The following is a 14,963-nucleotide window of genomic DNA, read 5'->3' on the forward strand; positions in this document are numbered from 1 at the left end:
GACAATAACGCCAGACACCATTTCAGATAACGTCCCCGCCTGTCGGGGACGTTTAGCTCAGGGACAGCGCCTCATGGTATTCACATCCCACGCCCCGATAGCCTCACGGCTGAACATCATAGCGACCGGCAAGGCGCTTCCTGAACAGATAATCACATCGGACGAACTCGACCGCCGCCTCGGCAAGCCCGCCGGCTATGTCGAACGCCGCTCGGGCATTCTGCGACGCCACCACGCCACCCACGATGCCAGCCAGGCGGCGCTCGCCGCCGCCGCGTTCCACGATGCCTGCCGCCGTCACGCGATCGAACCGGCTTCCATCGATCTGCTCATCTCCGCCTCGGCCATCGCTGTTCAGGCGCTGCCCTGTTCGGCGGTGCACGTCATGAAAGCGGCGGGATTACCGGCGGGCACGGCGGGGTTCGACGTCAACAGCAGTTGCGTGAGTTTTATCACCGCAATGCAGGTGGCTTCAGCGCTGCTGACGAGCGGTAGCTATCGCCGCATCGCCATTGTGGCCGCGGATATCGCCTCGCGTGGCATCGACTGGCAGCATGAGGAGTCGTCATTAATATTCGGTGACGGGGCCGCCTGCGCCATCGTCGAGGCAGGGAACGGGCGTGCCGGAATTCTCGCGATGATATCCGAAACCTACCCGCAGGACAGTGAACTGTGCGAGATCCGCGCCGGCGGGACGCGCAAAAACCCCCGCGCCGGGATGGACGAGAGCGATTTTCTGTTCCATATGCAGGGCAAAGCGCTGTTCCGCCAGGCCTCGGCGCTGATAGACGGATTCTGGCAGCGGCTGCTCGATGCCGCCGGCCTGACGCTGAATGATATCGCCACCGTGGTGCCGCATCAGGCGAGTCATCTTTCGCTGGAGCATATGCGCAAGCGCCTGAAGGTGAGGCCGGAGGCGCTGGTGGATATTTACCGGCTGCACGGCAACCAGGTCGCCGCGTCGGTGCCTACCGCGCTGCACGAGGCGTTTATCACCGGACGTGTGAATCCGGGCGAGCCGGTCATGCTGGTTGGCACTGCCGCAGGCTTAACGCTGGCCGGTATGGTGCTGCTGCCATGAAATATCTGGTGACGGGCGCGACCAGCGGATTGGGGCGCAACGCGGTCGAGGTGCTGCTGGCGCAGGGGTGCGCGGTACGTGCGACCGGACGTGACGCTAACGCGGGCGCCGAACTGGCCGCTCGGGGCGCGGAGTTTGTGCCGCTGGAGCTCGCGCAGGCGGACGACGCGCGGTTTGACGCGCTGGTGCGCGGCTGCGACGTAGTATGGCACTGCGCGGCGAAATCCTCGCCGTGGGGCAGCGCGCTGGCGTTTCACGCCGTCAACGTCGCCGCCACCGGGCGACTGGCCCTGGCCGCCGCGCGCGCAGGCGTCACGCGCTTTATTCATATCTCGACGCCCGCTATCTATTTCGATTTCCGTCATCATCACAATGTGGATGAACACTACCGGGCGGCCCGTTTCGCCTGCCACTACGCGCGCAGTAAATATGCCGCCGAACAGGCGATTACGGCAGCCGCGCTGCGTTTCCCGCACGTCACCTTTGTGATTTTACGTCCGCGCGGGCTGTTCGGCCCGCATGACCGGGTGATTATTCCGCGCCTGCTGCGTCAGCTGGAGGCGGATCGCGGCGTGCTGCGCCTGCCGCGCGGGGGCGAGGCGCTGCTGGATCTCACCTGGGTCGGCAACGTGGTGCACGCGATGGGACTTGCGACACACCAGCCGGGGCTGACTTCCGGCGAGGCGTTTAATATCACTAACCAGCAGCCGCAGCGGCTGGTGACGATGCTCGACAGTCTGCTGCGAGAACAGCTCCGGCTTCAGTACCGGGTAGCGTCGGTGCCCTGGCCGCTGCTTTCTCTCGTGGCGCAGGGGATGGAGCTGCGCGGACGCGTCACCGGCGTTGAACCGCGGCTGACGCGCTACAGCGCAGGCACCGTCAGTTTTGATATGACGCTCAATCAGGACAAGGCGATAACCCGTCTCGGCTATCGTCCGCCGGTATCGCTCGAGGACGGCGTGCGCCTCACCGGCGCATGGCTGCGCGCAAGGAGAGGCTGAATGGCCACTATCACCACGTATGAAACGGGCTACTGTACCCATTTAGGCTGTATCGCGCTAAAAGGCGCGGGGTTGCGGGTCTGCAAATTCCCGGCCCGCGCGAGCCTTATCGAAGCGGGCGGCAAACGCTGGCTCTGGGATACCGGCTATGCCTCGTGGTTTGACGACCACACCCGCCGCGGGATCTATCAGATTTATCGGCGCGTCACGCCGGTCTATTTCTCGCCGGAGCAGTCGCTGGTGCGCCAGCTCGCCGCTGTCGGGTATCGCCCGGGCGATATCGACGCGCTGATCCTCTCGCACTTTCACGCCGATCATATCGCCGGCCTGCGCGATTTCGCGGATTGCCGGTTTATCTGCTCCGGCGAGGGCTGGGCGCAGACCCGCACGCTGCGCGGGTTTGCCGCGCTGCGCCAGGCGTTCGTGCCGGGTCTTATCCCTGAGCATTTTGAGAGCGCGGTCGCCTTTATCGAGGGCTTTGAGCGCGTGGCGTTGCCCGCCGCGCTCGCGCCGTTTGAGTCTGGTTATTTATTGCCGCAAAGCAATGGCGAGATCATGCTGGTGCCGTTGCCGGGCCATGCAGCCGGGCATATCGGCGCGTTCGTGCTGACCGACGACGGCTGGGTGCTGCTGGCTGCCGACGCGGCCTGGTCGCCGGTCAGCTACCGCGAACAGCGCGGCCCCTCGCGGCTTGCGAATCTGGTCATTGCCGACCCGGCGGCGGCCTCGCGCACGCTCGATTTACTGCATCAGCTCTGGCGCGGCGGCAACGCGGAGATCCGCCTCGCGCATGAGGGCGACCTGTGAATAAGCTCGCCATGCTCTGGCACTATTTCCGCGTGCGGCGCATGCGGTTTCGCAGCCGCGAGGCGCTGGCGCGTCACCAGACGCGACAACTGCAGCGTTTTGCCACGCGCGTGCTGGCGAAAAGCCCGTGGTTTCGGCGCTACCGTATGCTGCCGTTCAGCGAATGGCCGACCATGGATAAAGCGCTGATGATGGCCCATTTCGATGAGATGAACACCGCCGGGCTTAAGGCAGACGCAGTAATGGCGTGCGCGCTGCAAAGCGAGAACGAAAGAAATTTTGCCCCAACGGTGGGCCGCTACAGCGTGGGGCTGTCGAGCGGTACGTCGGGACGGCGCGGTCTTTTTGCCGTCGGCCCCGAAGAGCAGGCGCTGTGGGCCGGGGCGATGCTCGCGAAAATGCTGCCCGATGGCCTGTTCGCTGGCGAGCGGGTGGCGCTCTTTTTACGCGCTGACAATAACCTCTATCAGAGCGTCAACAGCCGCTGGCTGAGCCTCACGTTTTACGATCTCTTTGTCCCCTTCGACACGTTGCTGGCTCGCCTCGAGGCCGAGGCGCCGTCGATTATCGTCGCGCCTGCGCAGGTGCTGCGCGCCCTGGCGCTGGCGGTACAGGCAGGCAAGCTGAACGTGACGCCCAAAAAAGTGATTTCGGTCGCCGAAGTGCTCGATCCGCAAGACCGTGCGCTGCTGGCGCAGGTGTTCCCTTCGGTCGGCGAGGTCTATCAGGCGACGGAAGGATTTCTCGCCGCCACCTGCGCGCACGGTGTGCTGCACCTGAACGAAGCGTTTCTCGTGGTGGAAAAAGCGTGGCTCGACGACCACCGTTTCGTGCCGGTGATCACCGACTTCACCCGCACCACGCAGCCCATCGTGCGCTACCGGCTGGACGATATCCTGGTGGCGCGCGACGCGCCGTGCCCCTGCGGCGATCCGTCGCTGGCGCTGGCCCGCATTGAAGGGCGTCAGGACGATCAACTGCTGCTGCCGGACGGGCAGGGCGGCCAGCGTGTTATCTTCGGCGATCTCTGCAACCGGGCGCTGGCGCGCGTGCTGCCCCTGACGGCGGATTTCCGGCTTATCCAGCACGGCGAAGCGCACCTCACGCTTATGGCAGAGGCGGACGAGGCGCAGCGGGCAGCGGCACAGTCAGCCCTGATCGCACTGTTTGAACAGCAGGGCGTGGCGTGCGAGCTTCTGCGCTGGACGCATCACGCGAGCCTGCCGCCCGCTACGCCAGGCGCGAAACGGCGGCGCATTCTGCGCGTCAGGGAGACGAGATGAACGAGACTTGCTGTCGCCTGAAGGCGCTGTTGTTGGGCTGGGGAAGCGTCGGTGTGGTCTACGCCGCGACCGACGTGTTACAGCGTGCCGGGTATAAGCTGCCGCCGATGTGGGTCGATATGCTGATGGATTTCTCGCCGTCCGCCATCTGGCTCTATCTGTCGTTTTTTATCCTCATCCCGCTGGGCTACTTCCTGACGCCGCTGTCGCAGGTGAAGTGCCTGATGCGCGCCACTCAGCTGGCCGCGCTGTTCGCTGGCGCTATTTATCTCGCCTGGCCGAGCACGATGGATTATCCGACGGTCAGCGGCGAGGGCGTGAGCGTCGATATGCTGCGCCTGCTGCTGGCGGTGGATTCGCCGCAAAACTGTTTTCCGTCGCTGCACATGGCGTTGACCCTGCTGATGGTCTGGGGCATCAGCCAGCGTGGGCAGTGGCACTATACGCTCGGCGCGATGATATGGGGCGCGGCGATTGCGGTCTCCATTTTGCAGCTGCGTCGGCATCTCTTTATCGATCTTCTCGGGGGAACGGCGCTTGCCCTGCTGGCGGGCGCGCTGGCCGTGAAAATAACGACCCGTCGGGTTACGCAGAAGGCGTTGCGCCATGAATGAATTAACGCTGCCCATCGTGGTGATGCTGGCGCTGGTTTTCGGCGAGGCGCTGCTGGTGAAATGGCGCGGCAAAGAGACCGTCAACTGGCGCGATGTGGTGTTTAACGTCAACTCCGGGCAGATGATGCTGTGGCTGTTTCGCGGCCTCGAAGTGCTCTGCTATGGCCAGGTGTCGCGTACCGCGAGCCTGGATTTGTTTGCGGATCTCCCTGCGGCGGCAGTGTGGGCGTTCGCCTTTATCGCCTGGGATTTCGGTTTTTACTGGCTACACCGTCTGCATCATCAGTGGCCGCTGCTGTGGGCGGTACACAGCGTTCATCACCACGGCGAGCACTATAACCTGTCGCTTGGCGTGCGAAATTCATGGTACTCGTCGCTCACTTCGATACCGTTTTTCCTGCTGCTGGCGGTCGCGGGCGTGCCGCTGACGGTATTTCTGGCGGTCTCCATTATCCATTACAGCATCCAGTTTTTTAACCATAACGCGTTTACCGGGCGACTCGGCTTCCTGGAGCGGCTGTTTGTGACACCGTCACATCATCGGGTGCATCACCTGCGCGAGCGCCGTTTTGCCAACAGCAATTACGGCGGCACATTGATCCTGTGGGATAAGCTGTTTGGCTCCTTTACACGTCAGCCGCCTGCGCGCGACGAGCATCACTACGGCGTAAAAGGCTATACCGCCTCCGCGAACCCGCTGCGCGAGAGCAACGCGCCATTTGCCCGCCTGCTCGGCCTGCGACTGACGCCGCCCGCCGTCAGGCCCGGCCCCGCGCCGCAGATTATCGTTAGCGGCACGCTGCTGCTGTTTATCCCGGTTATCGGTTATATCCAGCGTTACGGGTATGGCTACGACGATATCGGCAGGGAACAGACGGCGCTGTTTGTGCTGCTGGTGGCCGCGTCGGTGGCGCTTGGGCTGCTCTGCGACGGACGTCGCGGGAGCCGCGTTGGCTGGGCGACGGTCACGTGCCTGATGCCGCTGCTGTGTCTGTACGGCTTTGGCTGGCAGTCCATTATCTGGCAGATAAGCCTGCCGGCGCTGGCGCTCCACGGCCTGCTGGTGCTGCTGATGGGCGGTGTGAAAACGAGGGCGGTGCGTCATGGCTAAGGCATTGCCTCCACTGCGTTTCAGCGAGGCGCAGGAAAGCGCGTTTCATCAGGCGCTACAACGGCAGGCGTATCGTTACCTCAAAGATCGCGGCGATCATCGCTTCGCCAACCGTCGGGCGATTGTCAAAGCGGCGCTGATCCTGCTGGCGGCCATCGTCAGTTACAGCCTGGCGCTGCGCGCCTCGCAGCCGCTGGCTTTTATGGCGGGCTACGCGGCGTTTGCTGTGCTGATGATGTGGCTGAATATCGACGTCAACCACGACGCCTCGCACCACACGTTTGCCCGCCGCCGCGTGCTGAATGCCGTTATCAGCCGGGCGGTGACGCTCTCCACGGGCATTGAACCGGTCTACTGGCGCGTACGTCACGTCAGCTTTCACCACCGCTACGCCAATATCGAACGCTACGATCTGGATACCGAAGAAAACGGGATTTTCCGCCAGACGCCGTTTCAACGCTGGCGCGGGTGGATGCGTTGGCAGCATCTCTACTGGCCGCTGGTCGCGGCGTTATCCCTGAGCTGGGTTGGCGTCGTGTTTGACTGGGCCGACAGGCTCGGGCGCACGCCGCTGCGCGCGGAGCGCCTGCTGCCGGGCGCGGCGGGCTGGGGGGCGTTTATTTTCAGCAAGCTCGGCCACCTGGCGCTGATGCTCGGTCTGCCGGTGCTGATGGGGCATCACGTCTGGCTGGTGCTCGGCATCTATCTGCTGGTGCAGATGTGTACGTCGCTGATGGTGGTGTTTTTGCTGCTGGGCACGCACTGGGCCGATGCAGCGTTTTATGAGGCGCCGGAAGGCGAGCAACAGGTGGTGGCGCACGGCTGGTATCACCATAATTTCACCACCGCTTGTGACTGGCGCACGCCCCGGCGCTGGCAGGAGATGTTTACCGGCGGATTAAATTATCATCTGACGCACCATCTGTTCCCCGGCTGGCACCATCGTCATTACCCGGCGCTCGCACGAATTATCGGCGAGCAGGCGGCGGAGCACGGGCTGCCGTATCGCTGTATCAGCTATGGCGAGCTGCGGGCCGCCCAGCGGGCGTTTTTGCGCCAGATGGGACGTGCGCATGTCGCATAACTCGCCGCCGCGCGCGGAAGGCCGCGACCGGGCGCTGCATAAGGCGTTTCGCACCGCCTGCCAGCGCTACCTGGCGGCGCGGCGCGATCACCGGTTCGCCGACAGGGGAATGTGGTTAAAGCTCGCGTTTCTCACGCTGGGTTGTGCGCTGTGCTATCTGTTGTGCCTCTCCCGGTCGGACCTTAGCGGTTACGCGCTCTGCTATTTCGGGTTTATCTTTTTCGCCATGATGCTGGTGGTGAATGTGCTGCACGACGCCAGCCATAACGCGTTTTGCCGCACTGCGGCGGCGAACGCCTGGCTTGGCCGCGTTATCAGCCTGCCGCTGGGCCTTGATGCTGATAGCTGGCAGGTGCGGCACGTACAGTTTCATCACCCGTACACCAATATTCAGGGCTACGACCCGGATATCGAAGAGAATGGCGTGCTCTGCCAGACGCCGTTTCAGCGCTGGAAACCTGTCATGCGCTTTCAGCATCTTTACTGGCCGCTGGTGGCGGCGCTGACATTCCCGTGGTACGCCTGGTGGATGGACTGGCGCGACCGGCTTGGCAACACGCCTTTCACATGTCATTTGCCCCGGCAGGGCGCGGGTGGCGCGGGGCTGTTTCTGCTGCTGAAAGGCGCGCATTTTCTGCTGGCGCTGGGCGTGCCGGCGCTGTGCATGGCTGGTCAGATCCCGTTCATCACCCTGTTGTGCGTTTATCTGGCAAGCCAGATGCTGGTCTCAGCGCTGTTTGTCTCGCTGCTTATCGGCACTCACTGGGCGAAAGGCCACTTTTACCCGACGCCGGAAAAAAACGCGGTGTCGCAAAGTCCCTATCATCACGCGTTCGCCACGACCTTTGACTGGGGCGCAAAGCCGCGGCTGCTGGGCTACTGGCTCGGCGGGCTGAATTTGCACCTGACGCATCATCTGTTTCCCGACTGGAGCCACCGTCATTTTTCGGCGTTGAGCGCTATCATCGGCGACGTAGCGCGCGAACACGGGCTGACGTATCAGATCTTGTCGGTGCGTGATCTGCTGCGGTTGCAGCGGCGGCATTTAAAGCGGATGGGCGTGAAACCGGAGAAAAACCGCCGCCGGTAACGGGCGGCGGCAGGGCATTACACTGCGGCGATAATTTTGATTTCGACTTTATAACGCGGGTTCATCAGACGCGCCTGCACCGTGCAGCGCACCGGCGCGGAGCCTGCCACAACCCATTCATCCCACGCTTTGTTCATCAGCGCGAAATCATCGCCATCGGCAAGGAAAATCGTGGCGTCGAGAATGCGCGATTTGTCGCTGCCCTGGGCGGTTAACAGCGTGTCGATTTGCGCGAGCGTATTCGCGGTTTGCTCATAAGCGTCGCCGTCCAGGTTTTCCGGTACGCCGGTGTAGTAAATCGTCTGGTTGTGGATCACCGCGTCAGACCAACGGTCTGCGGGATCGATACGCTTGATTGTCATCGCTGTTCCTTTTCCTGTTGTATTCAGCCGCCTGCAAGCCTGCCATATTGTGCGCCGCACGTCATCTCTTCGGCTGGCTAAAGTGCCGCCTCCCTGACATAATCACTGGCAATTTAACCAGGGGGTAGTGTGACGGACGATTTTGCAGCAGATGGCCAGCTAGCCAAAGCGATACCGGGTTTTAAACCGCGCGAGCCGCAGCGTCAGATGGCGCAGGCGGTCACCGCCGCCATTGAGGCCGCAAAGCCGCTGGTGGTGGAGGCGGGCACCGGGACCGGAAAAACCTACGCGTATCTGGCGCCTGCGCTGCGCGCCGGTAAGAAAGTGATCGTCTCTACCGGCTCGAAGGCGTTGCAGGATCAGCTCTACAGCCGCGACCTGCCGACTGTCGCCAGGGCGCTCGAATTCAAAGGCCGTCTGGCGCTGTTAAAAGGGCGCTCCAACTATCTGTGCCTGGAGCGGCTTGAACAGCAGGCGCTGGCGGGCGGCGATCTCCCTGTGCAAACCTTAAGCGACGTCATCCAGCTGCGCGGCTGGGCCAACGAAACCGTGGATGGCGATATCAGCACCTGCGGGCGCGTGGCCGAGGACGCCCCCGTCTGGCCGCTCGTCACCAGCACCAACGATAACTGCCTCGGCAGCGACTGCCCGCTCTATAAAGACTGCTTCGTGGTGAAGGCGCGTAAAAAAGCGATGGAAGCCGACGTGGTGGTGGTGAACCATCACCTGTTTCTCGCCGATATGGTGGTAAAGGAGAGCGGCTTCGCGGAGCTTATTCCTGAGGCTGACGTTATTATTTTCGACGAAGCCCACCAGCTGCCGGATATCGCCAGCCAGTATTTCGGCCAGTCGCTCTCAAGCCGCCAGTTGCTGGATCTCGCCAAAGATATCGTCATCGCGTATCGCACCGAGGTGAAAGATACCCAGCAGTTGCAAAAGTGCGCCGATCGCCTGGCGCAAAGCACCCACGATTTCCGTTTGCAACTGGGCGACCCAGGCTTTCGCGGCAACCTGCGCGAACTCCTGGCGGATGCTTCCATCAGCCGCGCGCTGCTGCTGCTCGACGACGCGCTGGAGCTCTGTTACGACGTGGCGAAGCTGTCGCTGGGCCGCTCGGCGTTGCTGGATGCCGCGTTTGAGCGCGCCACGCTCTACCGCGCGCGCCTCAAGCGCTTAAAAGAGATCAACCAGCCGGGATACAGCTACTGGTACGAGTGCAACTCGCGCCACTTCACGCTGGCGCTGACGCCGCTGACCGTCGCCGATAAATTTCAGGACGTGATCGCCGAAAAGGGCGGCAGCTGGATCTTCACCTCGGCGACGCTCTCGGTAAACGATGAACTGCATCACTTTACGGAGCGGCTCGGTATTCACGAGGCGCAAACGCTGCTGCTGCCAAGCCCGTTCGATTACGCTCGCCAGGCGCTGCTCTGTGTGCCGCGCGGTCTGCCGCAGACCAACCAGCCGCAGGCGGGCAGAGCGCTGGCGCGAATGCTTCAGCCGCTTATCGAGGCCAACCAGGGGCGCTGCTTTATGCTCTGTACCTCCCACGCCATGATGCGCGAGCTGGCCGAGCATTTTCGCGCCACCATGACGCTGCCGGTCCTGTTGCAGGGTGAAACCAGCAAAAGCCAGCTGCTTGAGCAATTCATCAGCGCGGGCAACGCCCTGCTGGTGGCGACCAGCAGTTTCTGGGAAGGAGTGGACGTGCGCGGCGACGCGCTGTCGCTGGTGATTATCGATAAACTGCCGTTCACCTCGCCGGATGATCCGCTGCTGAAAGCGCGTATGGAAGATTGTCGCCTGCGTGGCGGCGATCCGTTTGACGAAGTGCAGTTACCGGAGGCGGTGATCACGCTTAAGCAGGGCGTCGGGCGTCTTATCCGCGACGTGGACGACCGCGGCGTGCTGGTGATTTGCGACAACCGGCTGGTGATGCGCCCTTATGGCGCCGTGTTCCTGAAAAGCCTGCCGCCGACCCCGCGCACCCGTGATATCGGCGAGGCGGCGCGGTTTCTCACCGACGCCGCGCGGCAGTAATTTATGCCAGACTGTGATAAGATGCGCCCCTTTTTGAACCACCACGACGCGTAAGAGTGTTATTGATCCATGCGAATTCTGGCTATTGATACCGCCACCGAGGCCTGTTCCGTCGCCTTGTGGGATAACGGTAAAACATCCGCCCTGTTTGAACTCTGCCCGCGCGAACACACCCAGCGTATTCTGCCGATGGTCAGCGAGATCCTCGCTGAGCGCGGCGTCGCGCTGACGGCGATGGACGCGCTGGCCTTTGGCCGCGGGCCGGGAAGCTTTACCGGCGTGCGAATCGGCATTGGCATCGCGCAAGGGCTGGCGCTCGGCGCAGAACTGCCGATGGTCGGTGTCTCGACGCTGATGACAATGGCGCAGGGCGCATGGCGCGCATGCGGCGCCACCCGCGTGCTGGCGGCCATTGACGCCCGTATGGGCGAAGTCTACTGGGCGGAATACCAGCGCGACGCGCAGGGCGTCTGGCATGGCGAAGAGACCGAAGCGGTGCTCAAACCGGAGGCGGTCGCTGAACGTCTGAAAACGCTCAGTGGCGAGTGGGCGACTGTCGGCACCGGCTGGCAGGCGTGGCCCGATCTGGCGAAAGAGAGTGGCCTTACGCTCACCGACGGGCAGGTAACGCTCCCGGCAGCAGAAGATATGTTGCCGCTGGCGTGCTGGCTGTTCGAACAACAGCGCGTTGTTGCGGTCGAACATGCAGAACCGGTCTATCTGCGCAACGAAGTGGCGTGGAAAAAATTGCCAGGCCGGGAATAACACCCCGACGCAAGCCGCGGGCGGGTTTAAGGAGTCGCTTATGGTGGGTCAACAATCAATGATGCGCAGCAGTCTACTGGCGCTTGGCGCGTTGCTTCTGGGCGGTTGCGTCAGCGTGCCTGACGCGATTAAAGGCACCAGCCCTACGCCCCAGCAGGATCTGGTGCGCGTGATGAATGCGCCGCAGCTCTACGTCGGCCAGGAGGCGCGCTTCGGCGGGCGGGTGGTGAATGTCGATAATCAACAGGGGAAAACCCGGCTTGAGATAGCGACGCTGCCGCTCGACAGCGTGGCCCGACCTTTACTCGGCCAGCCGTCGCGCGGGCGCATTTACGCCGATGTCGGTGGTTTTCTCGACCCGGTCGATTTCCGTAACCAGCTGGTGACCGTGGTAGGCCCTATTACCGGCACGGCGGACGGTAAAGTCGGCGCCAGCCCTTATAAATTTATGGTGATGCAGGTGAACGGCTTCAAACGCTGGCGCGTGACGCAGCAGGTGGTGATGCCGCCGCAGCCCCTCGACCCGTGGATGTGGGGGCCGCGCCCCGGCTGGGGGTATGGCTATGGGCCGTGGGGCTGGTATAATCCCGGCCCCGCTCAGGTACAGACCGTGGTCACTGAGTAACTTATTGATTAAGTAAGAAAAATAAACAGCGGCTGGTCCGCTGTTTATTCGTTTTATCGGCATAACAAAAATAATTAGTGACGCGCTTCGCAACCTTAAATCAGGTGAATTAATAAACTGGTACAATGAGTTAATATTATGTTAACGCCGTGTTTATTGTTTTGGGGTTGTGATGACGACGAATAATATATTCAGAGGTGACGCATTGAAGAAGGTTTGGCTTAACCGTTATCCGGCGGACGTTCCGGCGGAGATAAACCCGGACCGTTATCACTCCCTGGTGGATCTGTTTGAGCAATCCTGCACACGCTTCGCCGATCAGCCCGCTTTTACTAACATGGGCGAGGTGATGACCTTCCGTAAACTGGAAGAGCGCAGCCGTGCGTTCGCCGCCTGGCTGCAACAGGGCCTGGGCCTGCAAAAAGGCGACCGCGTGGCGCTGATGATGCCCAACCTTTTGCAATACCCGGTGGCGCTGTTCGGCATTCTGCGCGCCGGCATGATTGTCGTGAACGTCAACCCGCTGTATACGCCACGCGAACTGGAGCACCAGCTGAACGACAGCGGCGCCAGCGCCATCGTTATTGTCTCTAACTTCGCGCATACCCTGGAAAAAGTGGTCGCGAAAACCCAGGTGAAGCACGTCATCCTGACGCGTATGGGCGATCAGCTCTCTACCGCCAAAGGCACGCTCGTGAATTTCGTGGTGAAGTACGTGAAACGCCTGGTGCCGAAGTACCACCTGCCGGACGCCATTTCGTTTCGCAGCGCGCTGCATAACGGCTACCGGATGCAGTACATCAAACCGGACGTAACGCCGGACGATTTAGCCTTCCTGCAATATACCGGCGGCACAACGGGCGTAGCAAAAGGCGCCATGCTGACCCATCGCAATATGCTCGCCAACCTGGAACAGGTGCTCGGCACCTACGGGCCGCTGTTGCATCGCGGCAAAGAGCTGGTGATCACCGCGCTGCCGCTCTATCACATTTTTGCCCTGACCATGAACTGCCTGCTGTTTATCGAACTGGGCGGTCAGAACGTGCTTATCACCAACCCGCGCGATATTCCGGGGCTGGTGAAAGAGCTCGGCAAATATCCGTTTACCGCGATGACAGGCGTGAACACGCTGTTTAACGCGCTGCTGAATAACAAAGAGTTCCATAAGCTCGATTTTTCCTCGCTGCATCTTTCTGCGGGCGGCGGGATGCCGGTACATCACGCTGTGGCGGAGCGCTGGGAAAAACTGACCGGCCAGTTCCTGCTGGAGGGTTACGGCCTGACCGAATGCTCGCCGCTGGTGAGCGTCAACCCGCACGATATCGACTACCACAGCGGCAGTATCGGCCTGCCGGTGCCGTCCACCGAAGTGAAGCTGATTGATGACGAAGGCCACGAAGTCGCGCCGGGCGAGCCTGGCGAACTGTGCATTAAAGGCCCGCAGGTGATGCTCGGTTACTGGCAGCGTCCCGACGCCACCGATGAGATCCTTCAGGAAGGCTGGCTGCGCAGCGGCGATATCGCGGTAATGGACGAAGAGGGCTTCCTGCGCATCGTCGATCGCAAAAAAGATATGATTCTGGTTTCCGGCTTTAATGTCTACCCGAACGAAATCGAAGATGTGGTGATGCAGCACAGCGGCGTTCAGGAAGTGGCGGCGGTGGGCATTCCCTCCGAGCCGAGCGGCGAGCTGGTGAAAATCTTCGTGGTGAAGAAAGAGGCCTCGCTGACCGAAGAGGCGCTGATTACTTTCTGCCGCCGTCACCTGACCGGCTATAAAGTGCCGAAACAGGTGGAGTTTCGCACCGAGCTGCCAAAATCCAACGTCGGGAAAATTTTACGACGAGAACTACGTGACGAAGCGCGCCGGGCAGGTGACAATACCGCCTGAGCTGCAATCACGTCGCCCTGACGCCGGTGCTACCGGCGTTTTTTATGGGCGCAGACAAAGAGAGAGCGATTTGAATTACCAGATGATTACCACCAACGACGCGCTGGCGGCGCTGTGCGATACCGCACGCACGCAGCGCGCTCTGGCGCTGGACACTGAATTTGTCCGTACCCGCACCTATTACCCGCAACTGGGGCTTATCCAGCTTTACGACGGCGAAAACGTCGCCCTTATCGATCCGTTGACCATTACCGACTGGGCCCCGTTCCAGGCGTTGTTGCAGGATCAGAACGTCACCAAATTCCTGCATGCGGGCAGCGAAGATCTGGAGGTGTTCCAGAACGCGTTTGGCATGATGCCCGACCCGTTTGTCGACACCCAGGTGCTGGCTTCGTTTGTCGGCCATCCGCTCTCCTGCGGTTTCGCGACGCTTGTGGAACACCACACCGGCGTGGTGCTGGATAAAAGCGAATCCCGTACCGACTGGCTGGCGCGCCCGTTGACGGAACGCCAGTGCGACTACGCGGCGGCGGATGTCTGGTATCTGCTGCCCATCGCCCATAAGCTGATGGAGCAGGTGCGTGAAGCGGGCTGGCTGACCGCTGCGCTCAACGAGTGCCGCCTGATGACCCAGCGTCGCGGCGAGGTGCTGGATCCCGACGAAGCGTGGCGTGAAATCACCAATGCCTGGCAACTGCGCACCCGTCAGCTCGCCTGTCTGCGACTGCTGGCCGGCTGGCGCCTGCGTAAAGCGCGCGAGCGCGATATGGCGGTCAATTTCGTGGTGCGTGAAGAGAACCTCTGGAAAGTGGCGCGCCACATGCCGGGCTCGCTTGGCGAACTCGACAGCCTGGGGCTTTCAGGCAGTGAGATCCGTTTTCACGGCAAGACCCTGATTGCGCTGGTCGCCGAGGCGCAGGCGCTGCCGGAGGACGCGTTGCCGGCGCCGCTTGCGAACCTCATCGACATGCCGGGTTACCGCAAAGTGTTTAAAGATATCAAAGCGCTGGTGCAGGAGACGAGCCAGAAACACGGTATCAGCGCTGAGCTGATGGCGTCGCGTCGCCAGATTAACCAGCTGCTGAACTGGCACTGGAAACTGAAACCGCAGAATCAGCTGCCGGAATTAATCAGCGGCTGGCGTGGCGAGTTATTAGGCGAATCATTAAAAACGCTGTTACAGCAATATTCATGACGTACCCTGTGATT

14 protein-coding genes are annotated in these 14,963 nt (G+C 61.7%); 13 read left to right on the plus strand and 1 reads right to left on the minus strand.

All coding sequences use genetic code 11. From position 1 onward, the window contains the following. The first annotated feature begins 73 nt into the window (after positions 1–73). The 8 genes from AFK63_RS06880 to AFK63_RS06915 are packed head-to-tail and all read left to right on the plus strand — an operon-like array spanning position 74 to position 8,071. Positions 74–1,081 (plus strand): 3-oxoacyl-[acyl-carrier-protein] synthase III C-terminal domain-containing protein, encoded by a 1,008-nt coding sequence (locus AFK63_RS06880; RefSeq protein WP_038862425.1) that lies wholly within the window; start codon positions 74–76, stop codon positions 1,079–1,081. Next, positions 1,078–2,082, plus strand: a complete 1,005-nt coding sequence (locus AFK63_RS06885) for an NAD-dependent epimerase/dehydratase family protein (protein ID WP_038862426.1) — start codon at positions 1,078–1,080, stop codon at positions 2,080–2,082. Before AFK63_RS06880 ends, AFK63_RS06885 begins: the two co-directional genes overlap by 4 nt. Next, positions 2,083–2,889, plus strand: a complete 807-nt coding sequence (locus AFK63_RS06890; RefSeq protein ID WP_038862429.1) for an MBL fold metallo-hydrolase — start codon at positions 2,083–2,085, stop codon at positions 2,887–2,889. It begins immediately after the preceding gene. Next, the gene (locus AFK63_RS06895) at positions 2,886–4,172 is read left to right on the plus strand and encodes a F390 synthetase-related protein (protein ID WP_038862431.1); all 1,287 of its coding nucleotides are present in this window, start codon (positions 2,886–2,888) and stop codon (positions 4,170–4,172) included. Before AFK63_RS06890 ends, AFK63_RS06895 begins: the two co-directional genes overlap by 4 nt. Further along, positions 4,169–4,786 carry a phosphatase PAP2 family protein gene (locus AFK63_RS06900; RefSeq protein ID WP_038862433.1) on the plus strand — a complete coding sequence of 206 codons (618 nt, stop codon included), beginning with the start codon at positions 4,169–4,171 and terminating at the stop codon, positions 4,784–4,786. The genes AFK63_RS06895 and AFK63_RS06900 overlap by 4 nt, the downstream gene beginning before the upstream one ends. Next, positions 4,779–5,897 (plus strand): sterol desaturase family protein, encoded by a 1,119-nt coding sequence (locus AFK63_RS06905; RefSeq protein ID WP_038862435.1) that lies wholly within the window; start codon positions 4,779–4,781, stop codon positions 5,895–5,897. Before AFK63_RS06900 ends, AFK63_RS06905 begins: the two co-directional genes overlap by 8 nt. Next, positions 5,890–6,981 (plus strand): fatty acid desaturase family protein, encoded by a 1,092-nt coding sequence (locus AFK63_RS06910; protein ID WP_038862437.1) that lies wholly within the window; start codon positions 5,890–5,892, stop codon positions 6,979–6,981. Before AFK63_RS06905 ends, AFK63_RS06910 begins: the two co-directional genes overlap by 8 nt. Continuing rightward, positions 6,971–8,071: a fatty acid desaturase family protein gene (locus tag AFK63_RS06915; RefSeq protein WP_038862438.1), complete on the plus strand. Its 1,101-nt coding sequence runs from the start codon at positions 6,971–6,973 to the stop codon at positions 8,069–8,071. The genes AFK63_RS06910 and AFK63_RS06915 overlap by 11 nt, the downstream gene beginning before the upstream one ends. A gap of 17 nt (positions 8,072–8,088) precedes the next feature. On the opposite strand, the gene AFK63_RS06920 is transcribed toward AFK63_RS06915, so the two are convergent. Then, complete coding sequence (locus AFK63_RS06920) at positions 8,089–8,433, minus strand: RidA family protein (protein ID WP_038862439.1); 345 nt, start codon at positions 8,431–8,433, stop codon at positions 8,089–8,091. Between the two features lie 129 nt (positions 8,434–8,562). On the opposite strand from AFK63_RS06920, the gene AFK63_RS06925 reads away from it, so the two are divergent. From AFK63_RS06925 to rnd, 5 genes are all read left to right on the plus strand, one after another. After that, a complete protein-coding gene (locus AFK63_RS06925) occupies positions 8,563–10,473 on the plus strand; it encodes an ATP-dependent DNA helicase (RefSeq protein WP_038862440.1) in 1,911 nt (636 codons plus the stop codon). A gap of 69 nt (positions 10,474–10,542) precedes the next feature. Beyond that, positions 10,543–11,238: a tRNA (adenosine(37)-N6)-threonylcarbamoyltransferase complex dimerization subunit type 1 TsaB gene (tsaB, locus tag AFK63_RS06930; protein ID WP_038862441.1), complete on the plus strand. Its 696-nt coding sequence runs from the start codon at positions 10,543–10,545 to the stop codon at positions 11,236–11,238. A gap of 40 nt (positions 11,239–11,278) precedes the next feature. Then, a complete protein-coding gene (locus AFK63_RS06935) occupies positions 11,279–11,863 on the plus strand; it encodes a Slp family lipoprotein (RefSeq protein ID WP_038862443.1) in 585 nt (194 codons plus the stop codon). Positions 11,864–12,068: 205 nt separating this feature from the next. Continuing rightward, a complete protein-coding gene (gene fadD / locus AFK63_RS06940; RefSeq protein ID WP_038862444.1) occupies positions 12,069–13,754 on the plus strand; it encodes a long-chain-fatty-acid--CoA ligase FadD in 1,686 nt (561 codons plus the stop codon). A gap of 70 nt (positions 13,755–13,824) precedes the next feature. Then, on the plus strand, positions 13,825–14,949 hold the full coding sequence (gene rnd / locus AFK63_RS06945; protein WP_144420893.1) for a ribonuclease D: 1,125 nt from the start codon (positions 13,825–13,827) through the stop codon (positions 14,947–14,949). Positions 14,950–14,963 lie beyond the last annotated feature (14 nt).

The sequence above is a fragment of the Cronobacter muytjensii ATCC 51329 genome, from assembly GCF_001277195.1.
GTDB classification, from domain to species: Bacteria; Pseudomonadota; Gammaproteobacteria; order Enterobacterales; family Enterobacteriaceae; genus Cronobacter; species Cronobacter muytjensii.

Excerpts from the sequence above, each read along its gene's own strand:
- AFK63_RS06880 (WP_038862425.1), top strand. The coding sequence starts at position 74 with ATGGTATTCACATCCCACGCCCCGATAGCCTCACGGCTGAACATCATA.
- AFK63_RS06935 (WP_038862443.1), top strand. The coding sequence starts at position 11,279 with ATGGTGGGTCAACAATCAATGATGCGCAGCAGTCTACTGGCGCTTGGC.
- AFK63_RS06920 (WP_038862439.1), bottom strand. The coding sequence starts at position 8,433 with ATGACAATCAAGCGTATCGATCCCGCAGACCGTTGGTCTGACGCGGTG.
- AFK63_RS06905 (WP_038862435.1), top strand. The coding sequence starts at position 4,779 with ATGAATGAATTAACGCTGCCCATCGTGGTGATGCTGGCGCTGGTTTTC.
- AFK63_RS06900 (WP_038862433.1), top strand. The coding sequence starts at position 4,169 with ATGAACGAGACTTGCTGTCGCCTGAAGGCGCTGTTGTTGGGCTGGGGA.
- AFK63_RS06890 (WP_038862429.1), top strand. The coding sequence starts at position 2,083 with ATGGCCACTATCACCACGTATGAAACGGGCTACTGTACCCATTTAGGC.
- AFK63_RS06910 (WP_038862437.1), top strand. The coding sequence starts at position 5,890 with ATGGCTAAGGCATTGCCTCCACTGCGTTTCAGCGAGGCGCAGGAAAGC.
- tsaB (WP_038862441.1), top strand. The coding sequence starts at position 10,543 with ATGCGAATTCTGGCTATTGATACCGCCACCGAGGCCTGTTCCGTCGCC.
- AFK63_RS06915 (WP_038862438.1), top strand. The coding sequence starts at position 6,971 with ATGTCGCATAACTCGCCGCCGCGCGCGGAAGGCCGCGACCGGGCGCTG.
- AFK63_RS06885 (WP_038862426.1), top strand. The coding sequence starts at position 1,078 with ATGAAATATCTGGTGACGGGCGCGACCAGCGGATTGGGGCGCAACGCG.